Origin of the sequence: Paenirhodobacter hankyongi, from assembly GCF_003664585.1 — a bacterium.
GTDB lineage: Bacteria > Pseudomonadota > Alphaproteobacteria > Rhodobacterales > Rhodobacteraceae > Rhodobacter > Rhodobacter hankyongi.
Window position 1 is genome coordinate 101,961 of record NZ_RCHI01000013.1, and the last position, 17,067, is coordinate 119,027.

Consider the following 17,067-nt stretch of genomic DNA (forward strand, 5'->3'; position numbering starts at 1 on the left):
CTCGCCTCCCGCCGAAGATCGCAGACCCCCGGTTTATTCGTGACGCCCGCCCGGATGGGTCGCCCGGAATACCGCGACCGCTGGTTGCACGTCTTGCCAATAATTCTGAGAGATACACCAAGAGGATGCAACCAAAAAATGGAAAATGTTGACATATTGGTTGCGACCTTGGTTGGAGTGTGGTTGAGTTTTCCGCAGGGCCGAAGGCCCGTCCGGGCGTGCCCCGGCACGAACCACAGAACAGGACAGGGACCATGAACGACGTTACCGCAGCCGCCCTCGCCCCGGCGCTTTTCACGCTGACCACGGGGCCGGTGAACTGCTATCCCGAGGTGCTTTCCGCCATCGCGAAGCCGGTGCTCTACGATTACGACCCGGCCTTCCTCGCCTTTTACGAGGCGACCGTGCTGAAGCTGCAAAAAGCCCTTCGAATCCAGACGGTTCCGGTGATCTTGCAGGGCGAGCCGGTGCTTGGGCTCGAGGCCGCGGCGGCCTCGCTGGTGGCGCCGGTGGATGTGGTGCTGAACCTCGTTTCGGGGGTCTATGGCGCGGGCTACGGCGAATGGCTGAAGCCGCGGGCGGGCAGCTTCCACGAGATCCGCGTGGCCTATGACGAGGTCATCGACCCGGCCGCGGTGGCGGCCTTCCTCGACGCCCACCCCGAGGTGACCCTGGTCGCGATCTGTCATCACGACACCCCTTCTGGCACGCTCAACCCGATCGAGGAAATCGGTCGCGTGGTTCGCGCGCATGGGGCGCTTTACGTCGTCGACTCGGTCTCGGCCTGGGCCGGGGTCGAGATGGATCTCGATGCGGTCGGCGCCGACCTGCTGGTGACCGGGCCGAACAAGTGCCTCGGCTGCCCGCCGGCGCTGTCGATCCTGGCGGTGTCGGACCGGGCCTGGGCGAAGATGGAGACGAACCCGGCGGCGCCGCGCGCCTCGATGCTGTCGATCCTCGACTGGAAAGAGGCGTGGCGGAAGGAAAACCCCTTCCCGTTCACCCCCTCGGTGGCCGAGATCAACGCGCTCGATGCCGGGCTTGACCGCTATCTGGGCGAGGGGCCCGAGGCGGTCTGGGCCCGGCACGCGACCACCGCGGCGGCGATGCGCGCGGGGGTTCTGGCGATGGGGCTCGAGCTGTGGGCGGCGCGGCCCGCGATCGCCTCGCCGACCTGCACCGCGGTGAAGCTGCCCGCGGGCGTCGACGAGACCGCGCTGCGCACCCTGATGAAGCGCCGCTATGGCGTGGTGATCTCGTCGGGGCGGGCCGAGACCTTCAACCGGCTGGTGCGGATCGGGCACATGGGGCCGACGGCGCATCCGCTCTATGCCGTGGTGGCGCTGACCGCGCTTGGCGGCGCGATGGCCGAGCTGACCGGGCGCGCGATCGACATCGGCGCCGGCGTCGCGGCGGCCGAGGCGGTGATCCGGGGCTGAGCCCCGGGTTTCCCCCGCCACCGGCACGAACGGCAAAGGCGGCCCTGACGGGCCGCCTTTTTCCGGTCGGGAGGGCAGGGCCGCGGGGTCAGCCATGCACCACCCGGCCATCGACCGTCATCGCCACGCCATCGAGCGAGACCGAGCAGCCGCGCAACGGGATATCGAGGTGGCAGGGCGTGTCGCGGTGGCCGCCGGCCTCGGTGTTCGGGCCGGTGGAGAACAGGAAATTGCCCTCGTAACAGCGGCTGTCCATGCTGAGCGCCGCCTCGCGGTCGTAAAGGCCGAGCGTGGTCCAGCTGGCCCGATGCTCGAGCCCCCAGCCGACATGGGCCATGTAATAGGCGTCGGGATCGCGGAAGGTCTCCATGAAGCTGCGGATGTATTCCGCGGTTACCCCACCCTCGATCCGCGTCACGATGCCCTTCTCGACGGTGAAGACCGTTCGGTCGGTGGCATAGCGCTTGAACGGCAACAGGATGTCGCCCGCGTCGATCACGATCTGGCCCTCGGCCGAGCCCTCGTCGGGCCAGCGCGCGATCATGCAGCTCGGCCAGTGGTCCCAGCGGCCGGGCTCGTCGGCCAGGCCGAACTGTTCCAGCACCGGATACTGGCCGAGGCGGCAGCGGAAATCGGTGCCGGCCTTCGAGGTCACGGTCATCTCGCGCGCCTGGCCCATGAAGACGCTGGCGCGCTTGACCTTGTCCTTCGCCTCGGGCGTCGGGATCATCCGCAGCATGGTCTCGGGCGGCTCGACGGCGAGCAGCATCCGGGTGCCGGTCTTCAGGATCTGTTCCTGCTCGGGCGAGAACAGCATCTGCATCGTGTCGATCACCAGATCGGCGGCCTTCAGCGCGGCGAGCGCCGCGGTGTTGAAGGCGAGGGGGGTCTTGCCGACATAGCCCGACTTGTCGCGCGACAGCGCCTTTTCGCCGTTGATCGGCGGCAGGTTGATCATCGTCAGCACGCCGCCGAGCAGGCCGATGGCGATGCGCGCGCAATTCACGATCTGCATGTTGCTGTCGTCCGAGGTCAGGATTGCCACCTGTTCCCCGGGCTGCAGCCGGCATTGTTCCAGCACGTCCTTCCAGGCAATGACGAAATCGGCGTCGCTGATCATGGTGTTCTCCTGTCGGTTAGCGGCGGGCGCCGAGGCGGTGGAAACCGCGGTTGAAATGCAGAAGCGGGGTGCGGTCGGGATCGATCGCCACCTCCTCGACCTGCCCGATGAAGATGGAATGGCTGCCGGCGACATGGCAGGCCGCCACCGAGCACGAGATCGCCGCCTGTGCATAGGCATAGGCGGGCGCGCCCGAGGCGGTCTCGACCCATTCGAAGCCCTCGAACTGGTCGGCGCCGGTCTTGCCGGTCATGCCGGCGAAGCTGGCCGCGACATCGGTCGCGTCCTCGCACAGCACGTTGACGCAGAAATGCCCCGCGCGGGTGATCGCCTCGTGCGCGGCGCCGCCGCGGTTGATGCAGACGAGCACCGTGGGCGGCTCCATCGTGACCGAGGTGAAGGCGGTGGCGGTGATGCCGCGCCGCGCGGCGCCGCGCCCGGCGGTGATCACCGTCACGCTGCTCGCCACATGGCGCATCGCCGCTTTCAGCCCTTCGGCGACATCGGGGCGCGGATAGAGCATCGGCATGGTCATGGTCTTCTCCGGTTGGGGCGGGGGGCATGTCGGCGCCAGATCGGAAGCTGCACGAGGCGCTCGACGAGGACGGGGCCGAACAGCACCACCGCGAACATGCGCACGGTCTGGAAGGCCAGAACGGCGGCGACATTCGCCTTGGTGGCGATGGCGACGAGGGCGACGGTCTCGATCGAGCCGGGCGCGGTGGCGAGCAGCGCGGTCTTCAGATCAAGCCCGGTGATGGTCATCAGCAGCAGCCCGAAGCCCGCGCTGACGAGGATCAGCGCCGCGGTGGCGGCGAGCACCGCGGGCAGCAGGCGCAGCACATGGCCGAGCACGCCGCGGGTGAACTTCAGCCCGACCTCGAGCCCGATCACCCCGAAGGTGGCGAGGATCACCGGCTGCGGCAGGGCGAGGTGCATCCAGCCGCCGGCCTCGATCACCGCGGCGACGATCATCGGGATCAGCATGCCGGCGGCGGGCAGGGCGCGCAGCCGCACCGCGACCAGCGCCCCGGCGGCGATCGCCATCGCGACGACGGGCGACAGCGGGCTGACCGGGCGCGCGGCGCGCGCGGCGACCTCGACCGAGGGCAGCACGCTGGCCAGCAGCGCGACCGAGACGATCACCGCGGCAAGCCGCACGTATTGCATCAGCGCGACGATGCGGGCGTCGGCGCCGCGCTCGGTGGCGATCACCACCATCGCGCCCGACATCCCCGGCAGGCTGCCATAGACGGCGACGTCCTCGTCGATGCCGGTCAACCGGTTCATCGCCCAGCCGATGGCGAATGCCGCCATCAGCGTCAGCGCCGTCATCAGCAGCAAAAGCGGCCAGTCGTGCGCCATGTCGACCAGGATCGCGGGGGTCATCGAGGAGGCGATGAACACCCCCGCGGCGCCCTGCGCCAGCAGATAGGCCGGGCGCGGCACCCGCAGCGGACTGCCCGAGGCACCGAACAGGATGCCCGCGACCAGCGCCCCCAGAAGCGGCGCGGCGGGAAAGCGGATCAGCGCGAGCAGCGCGGCAAGCACTCCTGCCGTCGCCAGCAGCGCCAGCCATTGCAGCGCGCCGCGCCGGCGCACGGCAGGGCGCGCCTCGGGTTGGAAGGGAGCGGTCATCGGATCCCCTTCGGCGCGTCGAGGCAGGCCTCGATCCAGGCGGCGGCGGCGAGCGTGCGGGCGTCCTCGCCCTTGCGGCCGATCACCTGCACGCCGACCGGCAGGCCGCCCGACACGATCGCGGGCAGGCTGAGCGCGGGCATCTGCAGCAGCGTCCAGGGGGTGTTGAAGGCGGGTGCGCCGGTCGAGGCAAGCCCCTCGGGCGCGGGGCCGGGCGCGGCCGGCGCAAGCAGCACGTCCACCCCCTCGATCGCCGCGGCCAGCGCCGCGCGCTGTGCCGGCAGGGCGGCGCGGGCGGCGTCATAGGCGGGGGCGTCGATCTGCGCCTTCTCGGTCAGGAAGGCGCGGGTGACCGGGGTCAGCGCCTCCCACAGCGGGCCGCGTTCATGGGCGAGCGCACGCGTCACCTCCCAGCCCATCACCGCGGCATGAAGCGCATGGGTGGCGATGAAATCGGCCGGCACGGCGATCTCGGTCACCTGCCCGCCCGCCGCCTCGATCCGGGCGCGGGCGTGCTCAAGCGCGGCGAGCGTGCCGGGTTCGGCGGCGTCGAAGGGCGGGGTGCGGAAGAGACCCACACGCGGCGCACTCTGCGGCAGCTCGCGCAGCGCAAGCCCGGGCCGGCCGGCGAGCACCGAGGCGATCAGCGCGGCGTCCCGCACCGAACGGGTGATCAGGCCGAGCGTGTCGAGCGTGTGCGCCAGCACCTTGATCTCGGCCGCCTCCAGCAGGCCGATGGTCGGCTTGTAGCCGACCACGCCGCAATAGGAGGCCGGGCGGATGACCGAGCCCGCGGTCTGCGTGCCAAAGCCCATCAGCGCCATCCCCGCCGCCACCGCGGCGCAGGACCCCGAGGACGAGCCGCCGGGCGTATGCGCCGGGTTCCAGGGGTTGCGGGTCTTGCCCGGGCTCGCCATGGCGAATTCGGTCGAGACGGTCTTGCCGAGGATCAGCGCGCCCGCGGCCTTGGCCTGCACCACGCAGGGCGCATCCCAGGCGGGGCGGAAGCCGGCATAGGCGGCGCTGCCATAGCCCGTCGGCATGTCGCAGGTGTCGATCACGTCCTTGACCCCGACCGGCAGCGCGGCCAAGGGGCCCGCCGTGCCCGCGGCATCGCGCCGGTCGGCGGCGTCGCGCACCAGCTGCGGATCGTGGAAGGCCCAGGCCTCGACCTCGGGCTCGCGGGTGGCGATGCGTTCGAGATAGGCCTCGGCCACGGCGCGGTGGCTGAGCCGGCAGGCGGTGACCTCGGCGATCAGGTCGGTGGCGTCGAGCGCGAGGATATCGGTCATTTCAGGAACTCCGCAAGGTCGGGGCGCAGGCCGGCCCAGGGGGCGGCGCGCTCGATCTGGCCGGCAAGCGCGAACAGCAGGTTCTCGCCGCCAAGCGCCGCGCCGAACTGCACGCCGATCGGCAGCCCCTCGCGCGACAGGCCGAAGGGCACCGACATCGCCGGGAAGCCCGAGGCGTTGAAGGCGCAGGTGAAGGGGCTGTGCGCCCAGAACCGGTCATAGAAGGCGTCGAGGCCGGGGGGCGTGCTCGCCATCTCGCCGATCTTCGGGGCAAGCTCGGCCGTCGCGGGCGACATCAGCACGTCGAAGCGGGCGAAGAACCGGCCCAGATCGCGGGCGGTCTGGTGCAGCCGGTTGACCGCGGCGAGATAGTCCATGCCGCTCAGCGCAAGACCGCGGCGCACCCATTCGGCGTTGACGGGTTCCAGCTCGGCCACCGGATCGGCGAGGCCAAGGGCGCGGCCGCGGGCCAGAACGGCGGCCGCGACATTCACCCCGGGGATCACCTGCCAGGCGGTCTTGAGCGCGTGGGCGTCATAACCTGCGGTCTCGACCAGCTCGACCTGGTGGCCCAGATCCTCCATCAGCCGCGCGGCCGCCTCGGCCCGGGCGCGGATCTGCGGATCGATCACGGTGTCCAGCGGCGAGTCGAGCGTCAGCCCGATCCGCAGCGGCCGCGGGTCGGTCGCCACCGAGGCGAGGAAGCTGCCCGCGCGCGGCGGCTGAGCATAGGGGTCGCCGAGGTCGGCGCCCGCCGTCACGTCGAGCAGCGCCGCGCTGTCGCGCACCGAGCGGGTGATCGCATGCGGCGTCGACATGCCGGCGATGCCCTCGACCGCGACCGGGCCGAGCGGGTTGCGCATCCGGCTGGGCTTGAAACCGAAGAGGCCGCAATGCGCCGCCGGCAGCCGGGTCGAGCCCGCCCCGTCCGAGCTGTTGGCACAGGGCACGATCCCCGCCGCCACCGCCGCGGCCGAGCCGCCCGACGAGCCGCCCGGCCCGTGCGCAGGGTTCCAGGGGGTGCGGGTGGGGCCGAAGGCGCGCGGCTCGGTGGCGAAGCTCAGCGCGAATTCGGGCGTGTTCGACTTGCCCAGCAGCACCAGCCCCGCGGCGCGATAGCGCGCGACGAGGGTGCAATCGGCGGCGTCGGTATTGCCGCGAAAGAGCTGCGAGCCGGTCGACATCTCCATCCTGCGCACGGCGATGCCGGTGTTCTTGACGAGAAAGGGCACGCCGGTGAAGGGGCCCTCGGGCAGGCCCGCCTCGAGATCGGCGGCGGCCAGGTCGAAATGCGCATGCACGATGGTGTTCAGCGCGGGGTCCAGCGCGGCGATGCGGGCAAGCGCGGTGTCGAGCACCTCGCGCGCGCTGACCTCGCGCGCCCGGATCAGCGCGGCCAGCGCCATGCCGTCGAGGTCGGGATACTCGCTCAGCATCGCGTCACCCGATCTGGGCAAGGAAGACGTCCTTGTCCCAGTAATCTTGCGAAATCCGGATCGCGCCGTCGCGGATCAGCAGCAGGTGCATCCCCTCGATCACCACCGTGCGCGGGGCGGGGCAGGGGGCCTCGGGGCGCGGGCGGGGGGTGAAGGTGCCGCGCATCCGGTAGCGCACGGCGCGCCAGTCGGCCGAGCGGATCGGCGCCTCGGGTTCCCAGGTGACATCGGGCAGCATCCGGAAGAAGCCCGCGAGCCCCTCGGCCAGCGCCGTCTGGCCGCTGCGGCTTTGGCCCATGGCGATCTCGTCATGGCGGCCGTCGGGGGCGTAGAGCGCGGCGGCGGCCCCGGCATCATGGGCGTTGTAGGCGGCATAGAGCGCCGCCACGAGGGGATCTTCGGTCATCTCGGGGTCTTTTCGTCTGGAAGGGGGGCCGCCGCGGCGCGGCGACCCGGAGAGCGTTACCAGTCCATGCCGGCGATGGTCTTCACCTGGTCGACGAAGGCCTCGCGCTTGACCTCTTCGAAGAGGCGCGCGCGCAGCCGCGGCGCGGGCGAGGAGTTGACGTTCTCGAACAGCGCCACGCGGCCGGCAAGCGCGCCCGAGGTCATGTCCCAGATGAAGTTCATCAGCAGTTCCTTCTGCATCGCGGTCACGCCGTGGCCGGGCAGCAGGTCGTTCAGGTAATGGCCGACCTCGGGGTTCTCGAAGGCGTCCTTGCCGAAGCGCATCACCAGGCCCTGGCCGCACAGCTCCTGCAGGATGTGGATGATCTTCGGATAGTTCTCGATCGAGTAGAGCCGGCCCGCGGTCAGCATCGAGACATCGGGCGTCATCACCCCGGCGGCGGTCGGTTTCGCCAGCGCCTCGGCGGCGACGACGAAGGCGCGCAGGGTCTGGGCATATTCGATCAGCTCGCCCAGCATCAGCTGCACCGCCGGGATCTTGCCGGTGCCGAGCACGTCGAGCACCATCTGCCCGGCGCCGACGAAGAGCTCGGCCTTGACCGCAAGGCGGGTCAGCACGTGCCAGTGCGCAAAGACGCAGACCGGCCCGTACCACGACATCCCGGCCGGGTCGCCGAGGTTGAAGATCTTCTGCTTCGGCACGAAGACATTGTCGAAGATGATGAACTGGTCCGCCTCTTCGCCCAGCGAGGCGACGGGGTGGTCGAACTTGTTCGCCCCGGGCAGCGACACCATCTCGCGCGAGATCATCTTGATGCCGTCGGTGTTGATCGGCACCGCGCCCCAGACGCAGGCCTCGGGCGGGGTGGTGGTCAGGCCGCCGAGATTGGTGAAGAAGATGTCATTCGCCTGCGCCGCGATCGAGCCCACGGTCTTCGCGCCCGAGACGAAGATGCCCTCGGGCGTCGCCTTGGTCACCCGCAGGAAGGCCATCTCGGCCGCCTTCGGGTTCGAGCGGTCGGTCTGCGGCCCGGCCAGGCTTTCCGAGGCGGTCAGGTTCTGCGACCGGCCGTGTTCCATGTAGGCTTCGATGTTCTCGACGAAATCGGGGTCACAGCCCTCGATCATCGATTTCTTGTCCTTGAAGGCCTCGCGATGCGCCATCAGGCCGGCGACGATCGCGGGCGACAGATCCGGCGGCCGGCCGAAGGTGCCTGCGGTCTTCAGGCTGGTGTATTCGATCATCTTGCGCCGCGCGGCCAGTTCCTCGGGCGAATGCGGCACCTGCCAGGCGCGGCTGACGAGCTCGCCGCTCGCCGGCTCGACATAGGTCGTGGCCTCGGCGAATTCGGGCTTGAACTGGTCATCGAACATCGAGGCGATCAGCTCGACGCCGGCGGCCAGCGCCGGTTCGTCGGTGACCTTGTCGAGCTTGCGCCCGCCGATCCAGATCTGCCGGCCGTCATCGAGCGTCGCCTTGAACTCGGCGCCGGTCTTGAGGCGATGCACGGGCGTGGCGGCCGCTGCCGTCTTGTGTTGCACAGTCATGGGGTCTCCTGAACCTTCCTGTCGGTGGACCGAAGTCCGCTGCGAGCCTTCTGTCCGTGCCAGAAGCCGGTCGAGTCTCGTCATACCGGAAGGCTATGGTCGATGAACCATTCTATGCAACCAAAAAGAATGGTTGCGGCGAAAAAGACGGGGACGGGGTTTGTGGCGGCGGTCGACTCGCCGGAAAATAGGCATCTGCGATTCGCTGTTTGCGCAAAAATACAAAGAAACACAAAGAAACTTCGGTGTTTGCGCCCAAAAACACGGCAGTCTCCGTTCGGTGCCTCCGGAAGCGACCGCACAACCATTAAAACGGTTGTGATCTGTTGACGGGCAAAGGTTCGGCGATATGGTCGAACCTGTCGCGGTTGGTTGTATGCCGGCCGCGAGACCTTTCATCCCCCCGCGAGGCCGCGGTGCCGCAACGATGCGGCGCCGGCCGGGCGGGGGCCGCGCGGAGCCGGACGATGCCGACGCTCAGGACGATTTCAGGGGAGGGCGGCGCCTATCGCGGGGTGCAGGCGGTGGCCTGTGCGCCGGCGCTGCAGTCGAGCCGCTGCGCCGTCTCGGCCTGCCCGGCCCGGCGCAGCAGCGGCAGTTCATACCGGGCCGGCCAGTCGTTGCCCGCCGGTCCGCACCAGACCCGCTCCACCGCCATCTGCTCGCCCTTCGGGTTGAGCAGGGTCACCGCACCGGTTGCCGGGTCGGACCACAGGGTCACCGACAGCGTCGCGCCGAAGCTCACCGTGCCGAGCGCCTGCGAATACCAGTGCGCGAGCCCCGCGGTGCAGCTGAGCGCGGTCTCGCCGGTGTTGGTGATCTCGACCGGCACCGCGACCAGCCCCTCGGTGCCGTGCCCGGGCTTTGCCGTGTGCTCGGCCGCCAGCGCGCCGAGCGCGGCGCCCGGGATCTCTTCGGCGGGCAGCGGCGCGGCGAGGGCCAGCAGGAAAAGCGCCGGCAGGACACGGCAGGAACGCATGGGGACAGGCATCTGACGGAACCTCATCGGAGCTGGAAGACGGGGCGGTTGCGGGGTTCGCACCGGCCCGGAAACGGAAAACCAAACGTGACGAATGTCAACACAGGGAGTTCAAGATGACGAAAACACCGCTCACGCGCCTTGGCCGTCTGGTCTCGGTCGCGGCTCTTTGCGCCGGGCTCGGGCTGCCCGCGCTGGCCGGGGAGATCTCCTCGATCGCGATCCTGACGCCCGAGGCGGGCACCGATTACGGCTGGAACCAGCAGGGGATCGACGGCGCCAAGGCCGCCGCCGCCGCCGCCGGGATCGAGGCGATCGTGGCCGAGAACCTCGGCTATGGCGACGTGCGCCCGACGCTGCGCGAGCTGGCCGAGGACAAGCCCGGTCTCATCATCGCCCATGCCAGCGGCTATAACACCGCCGCGCCCGAAATCGGCGCCGAGACCGGGGTGAAGGTGGCGATCGTCGACAGCCCCGACGCGCTGAAGGCGAATGCGGTGGCGGATTACACCGCCTCGGGCCACGAGGGCGCCTATCTGGCCGGCGTGCTGGCGGCGAAGATGTCGCGCTCGGGCACCGTGGGCATCGTCACCTCGGGCGAGCCGCCGTCGTGGAACTCGCAGTCGGCGGCCTTCGCCGAGGGGGTGAAGGCGACGAAACCGGATGCGGTGATCCGCTACGCGGTGATCGGGCCGGCGGCCTATTCCGATGCGGCGGGCGGCAAGCGCGTCACCGAATCGCTGATCGCGGCCGGCGCCGACATCATCTTCGGCCAGGGCAACGGCTCGTCCTTCGGCATGCTGCAGGCGGTCGAGACCACGCCCGCGGCGGATGGCGGCAAGGTGCTGTTCATCGACGTGATCGGCGACAAGTCCCCGATCGACAAGGGCTTCCTGCTCAGCTCGGTGCTGTGGAACCTGGAGCCGGTCTATGCGGCGATGATCGCGGACGTGAAGAACGACAGCTTCGGCAGCCACAACTACGGCATCGCGCTGAAGGATGGCTCGGTCGCGCTGCTGAAGACGCCGCAGATCCCCGAGGATGTCTGGACCCAGGTGATGGCGGTGAAGGACGAGATCGTCTCGGGCAAGATCACCGTGACGCCGCATTTCGACGCAGAGTCGGTGCATGCGCTGGTGACCGGGAACTGACGCCCCAGGGGCGGGCCCGCGTGGCCCGCCCGTCTTTCGGAGATGAGAATGCCAGACGGACAGACCTTCCCGGCCGCGGCGGCGCCGGTCGGCGCCCCCCCGCCCATCGTCACGCTGCAGGGCGTGACCAAGCGTTACCCCGGCATCGTGGCGAACGACAGCATCGACATGGAGATCCGCGCCGGCGAGGTGCACGTCCTTCTGGGCGAGAACGGCGCCGGCAAGTCGACGCTGGTCTCGATGCTGTCGGGGCTGCAGCAGCCCGACGAGGGCCGGATCCTGATCGACGGGATCGAGCGGCCGATCGCCTCGCCCGCCGTCGCGCTCGAGATCGGGATCAGCACGGTGTTCCAGCACTCGATGCTGGTGCCGAGCCTGACGCTGGTGGAAAACGCGACGCTCGGCCGGCCGTGGTGGCGCCGGCCCGACCGTGCCGGCACCGCGGCGGCGATCCGCGCCAATGCCGAGGAGAAGCGGCGCGGCTTCGACATCCGCACCCCCTCGGTCGAGACGCCGGTGGGCAAGCTCTCGGGCGGCAACATCCAGAAGGTCCTGCTGGCGCGCGAGCTGACCGGCACGACCCGCGCGGTGATCTTCAACAAGCCGACCTACGGGCTCGATCTGGCGAATATCGCCGCCACCCGCGCCCGGATCCGCGAGACCGCCGAGCGCGGCGCCGCGGTGCTGCTGATCTCGACGGAGCTCGACGAGATCCTTGAACTGAGCCACCGCGTCGCGGTGATGGACCAGGGCCGGATTGCCGGCATCGTGCCGAATGACGATGCGGCGCGGCGCCGGATCGGCGAATTGATGAGCGGGGTGAGCCGGGGATGAGCGAGACCACAAGCGACATCGGAGACGGCCGCGCCGCGCCCGCCTTCGCGCGCCGCGAGATCTGGGGCGTGCTGGCGATGAGCCTCGGCCCGGTGCTGGCGGCCTTCGTGCTGTCGGGGCTGATCCTGCTGCTGATGCAGGTGAACCCGTTTTCCTATTACGGCTATGTCTTCGGGCGCGGCCTGTTCTCTCCCACCGGCGTGCAGGCGACGCTGACCCGGATGGGGCCGCTCCTGCTGCTGGCGGCAAGCCTGATCGTCGCCTTCCGCGCCGGGATCTGGAACCTTGGCGGCGACGCGCAATTCCTGGTGGGGGCGGTCTTTGCCGCGGCCTGGACGCCCCTGATGGTGGCGCATGTGCCGGTGTGGGGGGCGCTGCTGGCGGGGATGGCGGTCTCGGCGGGGTTCGGGGCGCTCTGGGGGCTCGTGCCGGCCTTCCTGCGCGCCTATCAGGGCCTGAACGAGATCATCACCACGCTGATGATGAACTTCCTCGGGCTCTCGCTCGCCTCGGTGCTGGTCAAGCTGGTCTTCCTCGACCCGGCGACGACGGTGCCGCAGACCCGCACCCTGCCGGTCGAGGACCGGCTGCCGACGCTGGGCGGCACGACGATCTCGAGCGGGCTGCTGATCGGGCTCGTCGCGGTGCTGGCGGTGCATTTCGTGATGACCCGCACCGCCTTCGGGCTGCGGCTGCGCGTCGTCGGCGCGAATGCCGGGGCGGCGGTGCACGCGGGGCTGGCGGTGCCGGCGCTGACCGTCGCGGTCTTCGCGATCTCGGCGGGGTTTGCCGGGCTGTCGGGTGGGGTCGCGATCCTGGGCCAGTATGGCAACGTGCGGGCGGACTGGAACCCGGCCTATGCGATGTCGGTGGTGCCGCTGGTCTTCCTCGCCCGCTTCAACGGCTTTGCCGCGATCGGCTTCGTGGCGCTGTTCTCGATCCTGTCGATCGGCTCGGAAAGTGCCGCGCGGCGGATGGGGGTGCCGAATTACTTCACCCTGGTCACCGTGGCGATCCTGCTGATCGTGCTGGGCCTTGCGGAATACTGGGGCGCGCGCCGGCGCCAGAAGGCAGGGGTCTGAGATGACGCTTTTCACCGATACCTTCCTGATCGCGCTGCTTGCCGGCGTGGTCGCGGCCGGGGTGCCGCTGCTGCTGGCGGGGCTGGGCGAACAGCTCTCGGAAAAGGCCGGCGTGCTGAATGTCGGCATCGAGGGGATGATGCTGGGCGGCGCCTATCTCGGCTTCTATGTCGCCTGGGCGAGCGAGAGCACCGGGCTCGGCTTTCTCGCCGGCGCCCTTGGCGGCATGACGGTGGCGGCGCTGATGGTGCTGTTCTGCGTGCGGCTCGGCCTGAACCAGATCGTCATCGGCATCGCGCTGACGCTTGGCGCCGAGGGGGCGACGGCGCTGCTGCACCATGTGCAGTTCTCGCGCCTCTATCCGCGCCTGCCCGAGGTCGCGACCTGGCGCATCCCCGGTCTGGCCGAGATCCCGATCGTCGGCCCGGCGCTCTTTGACCGCGAGCCGGTGGTCTATCTGGCGCTCGGGCTGGTGCCGGCCTTCGTCTGGCTCTATCGCCGCACCCATCTGGGTCTGGCGATCCAGGCCGCCGGCGACAAGCCCGCCGCGCTTGATTCCGCGGGCGAGAGCGTGCTGGCGATCCGCGCGCTTTCGGTGCTCGGGTGCGGCGCGCTGGTCGGGCTCGGCGGCGCCTTCATGTCGATCGCGGCGGCGGGGGTCTTCGTGCCCTTCATGACGCATGGCAACGGCTTCATCGGCATCGTGCTGGCGATGCTGGCGCGGGGCCGGCCGCTGTGGGTGCTGCTTGGCGCGGCGCTGTTCGGTGCCTGTCTCTCGGCCGCCACGGCGCTGCAGGTCGCGGGCGTCGACATCCCGACCGACGTGGTGCAGATGCTGCCCTTCGCCGCGGTGATGGCGGTGCTGCTGATCGCCGGGCGCAACGCGAAGCTGCCCGCGGCGCTTGGCGCCGCCTATGTGCGCGGCGAGCGCTGAGCGCGACGCTGCGGTCCTCGAGAGAGAGGGGGAGGCGCCAGTGGCCGCCTCCCGCGCCTGCCGGCGGAAGGCGGTGATCCGGCTGGCAGGACGCCACGGCTGCATCCCCTGCCGCCGCGCAGGCCCCGCGCCGTGTGCCACCCGGCTCAACCGCCACATCGCGAGCGCAACGTGGGGTGGGCGCGAGTGACCGATGATTTCAGGATGGTGCGGGTGAAGGGACTCGAACCCCCACGCCAAAGGCGCCAGAACCTAAATCTGGTGCGTCTACCAGTTTCGCCACACCCGCACGTGCCTGCTTTTTTGATACATCGCAAGGCTTTGGCCCGTCTATCATGGGCCGATATTCGGCGCCAGTGGGGAAGTGTTTTACAATGTGTTTTCCACTTTCACGTTCTGTCCTTGTTCCGTTCTCGCGCGCTTTGGGCCCGCTTTGACGCCGCTTTCTGGTTGGCCTGAGCGCGGTATTTCTGAACCATCGCCAGCGTCTTGTGCCCGGTGACGGACTGGATTTCAGTATCCGAGCACCCGGCCTCGGCCAGTTCCCGGGCAGCAGTGTAGCGCCATCCGTGGATCACGAGGCGCTTGTTGCCGTGCATGGCGCCGATCTGTGCACGAACTTCCTCGACGGCCTTCTGGACAGCGCGCTTGCCGATCGGTTGCGTCAGGTTTTTGGCGAGGATATGCCGGCCCTTCCTCGGCAGACTGCACAGGTAGGCGCGCAGACGAGCGGGGCAGTAAACGGATATCTTCACCTCGGTCTTTTCTTGGATGACCGACATGTATTCGCCATCGAAATCAGACCACTGCATTGCGCAGCAGTCACCAATCCGCTGCCCCGTGCCGATCGCGAGCTCATAGGCGGTGCGTGCCAGCGTTGCGCCGATCTCGTCGCAACACCGCTCGAAGGCCCTCAGCATGTCATCTGGCCATGCCTCGTATTCGCCGCCGCGCAGCTTGGCGATATCAACCACAGGGTTCCTTTCGATCCACTCTTTGTCGACCGCGTGTCGGCAGAGAATGGACAGGACCGCGACGCGCTCGTTTGCCTTGGACCATGTATCCTTGAGCTTGTCGCGCACCTCTATCGCGTGTTTGCGCCGAAACAGGCGCATGTCCTTGGTGCCGTTCTTGATGCGGATCTCTTCACAGTGGCGGCGGTAATTCGCTTTTGTGCTTGGAGACAGGTTCGCGAAGTCCGGGCTCTGGTAATAGCTGACGATCAGGTTCTCCCAGCTGTGCTTGATCGGGCCACGGGCCTTCCCGGCGCGGCAATCCCAATAGGCGTCCGAAAATTCCCGGCTGTCCGTGTTGTCCGGGAGCCGCTTTCGGACGCTGCCTTTTCGAAAATAGACATAGGTCCGGCCATTGCTCTTGATGAACTGCAGGTAGGGCAGGCTCGTCTTTCTCATGTCTCGAAATCGCTATCTCCAATTGCCTCGCCGGAAATGATGCGGTGCAAGGCGCTGGTTTCCCATCTCGGCAGGCCGCCGATGGACTTCGGGGGCGGAAGGTGCCCCCCCTCGACAAGACGCCGGAATTCGCTCGCCGTCATGTCCAACATCGCCGCAGCCGTTTTCTCTCGGACGGCAATAGGGGCGAACTTTCCCATCAGTCGGTCTCCATCTTCTCGAGCGCATCCTGCGCGATGCGGCGGATCGGGCCACCGCTGATTGCTGCGATTTCGGCGAGGGCCGCGCGGGCGGTGGCGAGCGCCTGGTGCAGCCGCGCCCCTGCCGGGGCCTCTTTCCCCTCGTGGTTCATGCGGCCCTCGTGACCTCTTCGAGGGCGTGATCGCCCCATTGTTCGGCCGCTGCCCGCATCATCCCCGGGAAAGACCGGCTGCGCAGGCGGGCGCGGTCGGGCCCGGGAGGCATCCGGTGCACGCGGTTCCAGGACTTCCATTCCTCACTGCCGCGAACGGGCTCCTCGAGCCTGTTGGTCGGCCGGAGAGGCGGCAGCCCGCGCAGATACCAGCCGGTTCCCTTGTATTCCGGGTGACCGAACCAATGCGGCTGCACGACCTGCGGCGCCGGAAGGTCGGCGGGCATGCGTGCCTTGGCGAGGTCGTGCATTTCCGGGTTCTCGATCGCCACGCGCGCGATCGGAGCGCGCCAGCAGGCGGTGAACAGGGCGACGCCATCCTCGAACTCGTCGATCATGCTGGTCCAGCTGCGCCCCTTCGGCAGGGTCTTGGGCGGCGTCATCGCCCCGGGCCCGGACAGCCAGCGGCGCCCGGCGCGGCACAGGCGCGTGCAGGGCGGATGCGCGACCAGCAGCAGGTCCCAGCCATCGCCCAGAACGTCGCGCACATCGCAGACGATGTGCCGGTTGCTGCCGTCCTCGGCGGGCAGGAGATCGCAGGACCAGACGTCATGGCCGCGGGCGGCAAAGGCGCGCCGGCCGATGCCGCTGGTCTCGCAGCCGATCAGGACGCACAGGGCGGTCATTCGTCGTCCTCCTCGTCCAGCTCGATGCTCACCGCGAGCGCGGCGAGGAGGGCGACGACCGCCGCGATCAGGATTAGGAGGGGCAGGACGATGTTCATTGGCGCTTCTCCGCCAGCATCTCGCGCAGCGCCACGACCAGCACCGGGGTGCGGCGGCGCAGGCTGCGGGCGGGGGTGATGACGCCGGGGGCAGGAGCCGTCTCGGCGCGCGGATCGTCATGCGGCAGGCGCAGCCCGTCCGGCAGCGGCGCGAGGCTGACGCGGGCGGGGTGGTGGGGCTGTTCCATCAGGCCATCCCCAGGGCGGCCATGTAGAGGTCGAGGGTGGCCTCTTCCTCGGCCAGATCGTCGCGGTCGCGTTTGCGCATCGCGATGATGATCTTCATCACCTTGGTGTCGTAGCCACGCGCCTTGGCCTCGGCCATCACGTCCTTCTGCTGCTCGGCGATGTCCTGCTTCTCGGCCGCGAGGTGTTCGAAACGCTCGATGAACTGGCGCAGCTCGTCGGCAGTGACGCTGTAGGAGTTGTCCCTGACCGCGACGTCGGCCGGCGTGTTCTTGACCGGGATCCGCCCGCCTGTGTCGACCGGCGGCATGGCGGTAAGATCGGCCATGCTGACCTGTGTCTCGCCGCCGCCCGGGATCGGCGCGGGTGTGGATTTCTCGGGATCGGGGGCGGGGGGCATGAACATCGGATCCTCCGTGAGGGGTTGGCGGGCGGGTGCCAGCCGAATGCAATCCCGCCCGCACCGGGCGAC

At 69.2% G+C, this 17,067-nt stretch carries 19 protein-coding genes and 1 tRNA gene; 5 read left to right on the top strand and 15 right to left on the bottom strand.

From position 1 onward, the window contains the following. The first annotated feature begins 254 nt into the window (after positions 1 to 254). Positions 255 to 1,439, top strand: coding sequence for a pyridoxamine--pyruvate transaminase (gene ppaT, locus DYS74_RS13505; protein ID WP_121534216.1), 1,185 nt, complete (start codon positions 255 to 257; stop codon positions 1,437 to 1,439). Positions 1,440 to 1,527: 88 nt separating this feature from the next. Here ppaT and DYS74_RS13510 read toward each other — a convergent pair whose 3' ends face one another. The 8 genes from DYS74_RS13510 to DYS74_RS13545 form a co-directional block, all read right to left on the bottom strand. Then, positions 1,528 to 2,559 (bottom strand): 2,5-dihydroxypyridine 5,6-dioxygenase, encoded by a 1,032-nt coding sequence (locus DYS74_RS13510; RefSeq protein ID WP_121534217.1) that lies wholly within the window; start codon positions 2,557 to 2,559, stop codon positions 1,528 to 1,530. A gap of 16 nt (positions 2,560 to 2,575) precedes the next feature. Further along, positions 2,576 to 3,094, bottom strand: coding sequence for a flavin reductase family protein (locus DYS74_RS13515; protein WP_121534218.1), 519 nt, complete (start codon positions 3,092 to 3,094; stop codon positions 2,576 to 2,578). Continuing rightward, a complete protein-coding gene (locus DYS74_RS13520) occupies positions 3,091 to 4,197 on the bottom strand; it encodes an AbrB family transcriptional regulator (protein ID WP_121534219.1) in 1,107 nt (368 codons plus the stop codon). Before DYS74_RS13520 ends, DYS74_RS13515 begins: the two co-directional genes overlap by 4 nt. Beyond that, positions 4,194 to 5,489: an amidase gene (locus tag DYS74_RS13525; RefSeq protein WP_121534220.1), complete on the bottom strand. Its 1,296-nt coding sequence runs from the start codon at positions 5,487 to 5,489 to the stop codon at positions 4,194 to 4,196. The genes DYS74_RS13520 and DYS74_RS13525 overlap by 4 nt, the downstream gene beginning before the upstream one ends. Continuing rightward, complete coding sequence (locus tag DYS74_RS13530; protein ID WP_220668850.1) at positions 5,486 to 6,946, bottom strand: amidase; 1,461 nt, start codon at positions 6,944 to 6,946, stop codon at positions 5,486 to 5,488. The genes DYS74_RS13525 and DYS74_RS13530 overlap by 4 nt, the downstream gene beginning before the upstream one ends. Next, the gene (locus tag DYS74_RS13535; RefSeq protein WP_121534222.1) at positions 6,930 to 7,331 is read right to left on the bottom strand and encodes a nuclear transport factor 2 family protein; all 402 of its coding nucleotides are present in this window, start codon (positions 7,329 to 7,331) and stop codon (positions 6,930 to 6,932) included. The genes DYS74_RS13530 and DYS74_RS13535 overlap by 17 nt, the downstream gene beginning before the upstream one ends. Before the next feature lie 56 nt (positions 7,332 to 7,387). Next, on the bottom strand, positions 7,388 to 8,881 hold the full coding sequence (locus DYS74_RS13540) for a 4-hydroxyphenylacetate 3-hydroxylase N-terminal domain-containing protein (RefSeq protein WP_121534223.1): 1,494 nt from the start codon (positions 8,879 to 8,881) through the stop codon (positions 7,388 to 7,390). A gap of 505 nt (positions 8,882 to 9,386) precedes the next feature. Next, complete coding sequence (locus DYS74_RS13545; protein ID WP_121534224.1) at positions 9,387 to 9,860, bottom strand: hypothetical protein; 474 nt, start codon at positions 9,858 to 9,860, stop codon at positions 9,387 to 9,389. 116 nt (positions 9,861 to 9,976) lie between these two features. On the opposite strand from DYS74_RS13545, the gene DYS74_RS13550 reads away from it, so the two are divergent. From DYS74_RS13550 to DYS74_RS13565, 4 genes are read left to right on the top strand one after another with little or no spacing between them, the layout of a single operon-like run. Beyond that, the gene (locus DYS74_RS13550; RefSeq protein WP_121534225.1) at positions 9,977 to 11,011 is read left to right on the top strand and encodes a putative B6 ABC transporter substrate-binding protein; all 1,035 of its coding nucleotides are present in this window, start codon (positions 9,977 to 9,979) and stop codon (positions 11,009 to 11,011) included. 48 nt (positions 11,012 to 11,059) lie between these two features. Next, on the top strand, positions 11,060 to 11,845 hold the full coding sequence (locus tag DYS74_RS13555; protein WP_121534226.1) for an ATP-binding cassette domain-containing protein: 786 nt from the start codon (positions 11,060 to 11,062) through the stop codon (positions 11,843 to 11,845). After that, complete coding sequence (locus DYS74_RS13560) at positions 11,842 to 12,927, top strand: putative B6 ABC transporter permease subunit 2 (RefSeq protein ID WP_121534227.1); 1,086 nt, start codon at positions 11,842 to 11,844, stop codon at positions 12,925 to 12,927. The genes DYS74_RS13555 and DYS74_RS13560 overlap by 4 nt, the downstream gene beginning before the upstream one ends. 1 nt (position 12,928) lies before the next feature. Further along, complete coding sequence (locus DYS74_RS13565) at positions 12,929 to 13,861, top strand: putative B6 ABC transporter permease subunit 1 (RefSeq protein WP_121534228.1); 933 nt, start codon at positions 12,929 to 12,931, stop codon at positions 13,859 to 13,861. A gap of 205 nt (positions 13,862 to 14,066) precedes the next feature. Here DYS74_RS13565 and DYS74_RS13570 read toward each other — a convergent pair. The 7 genes from DYS74_RS13570 to DYS74_RS13595 form a co-directional block, all read right to left on the bottom strand. Continuing rightward, positions 14,067 to 14,150, bottom strand: a tRNA-Leu gene (locus DYS74_RS13570). Positions 14,151 to 14,250: 100 nt separating this feature from the next. Further along, complete coding sequence (locus tag DYS74_RS13575) at positions 14,251 to 15,273, bottom strand: site-specific integrase (RefSeq protein ID WP_121534229.1); 1,023 nt, start codon at positions 15,271 to 15,273, stop codon at positions 14,251 to 14,253. Then, the gene (locus DYS74_RS13580) at positions 15,270 to 15,473 is read right to left on the bottom strand and encodes a hypothetical protein (RefSeq protein ID WP_121534230.1); all 204 of its coding nucleotides are present in this window, start codon (positions 15,471 to 15,473) and stop codon (positions 15,270 to 15,272) included. Before DYS74_RS13580 ends, DYS74_RS13575 begins: the two co-directional genes overlap by 4 nt. Beyond that, on the bottom strand, positions 15,473 to 15,625 hold the full coding sequence (locus DYS74_RS18695; protein WP_183077537.1) for a hypothetical protein: 153 nt from the start codon (positions 15,623 to 15,625) through the stop codon (positions 15,473 to 15,475). Before DYS74_RS18695 ends, DYS74_RS13580 begins: the two co-directional genes overlap by 1 nt. After that, complete coding sequence (locus tag DYS74_RS13585) at positions 15,622 to 16,311, bottom strand: hypothetical protein (RefSeq protein WP_121534231.1); 690 nt, start codon at positions 16,309 to 16,311, stop codon at positions 15,622 to 15,624. Before DYS74_RS13585 ends, DYS74_RS18695 begins: the two co-directional genes overlap by 4 nt. 94 nt (positions 16,312 to 16,405) lie before the next feature. Next, positions 16,406 to 16,597, bottom strand: coding sequence for a hypothetical protein (locus DYS74_RS13590; protein ID WP_121534232.1), 192 nt, complete (start codon positions 16,595 to 16,597; stop codon positions 16,406 to 16,408). Beyond that, positions 16,597 to 17,001 (bottom strand): DUF2312 domain-containing protein, encoded by a 405-nt coding sequence (locus tag DYS74_RS13595; protein WP_245965284.1) that lies wholly within the window; start codon positions 16,999 to 17,001, stop codon positions 16,597 to 16,599. Before DYS74_RS13595 ends, DYS74_RS13590 begins: the two co-directional genes overlap by 1 nt. Positions 17,002 to 17,067: the final 66 nt, after the last annotated feature.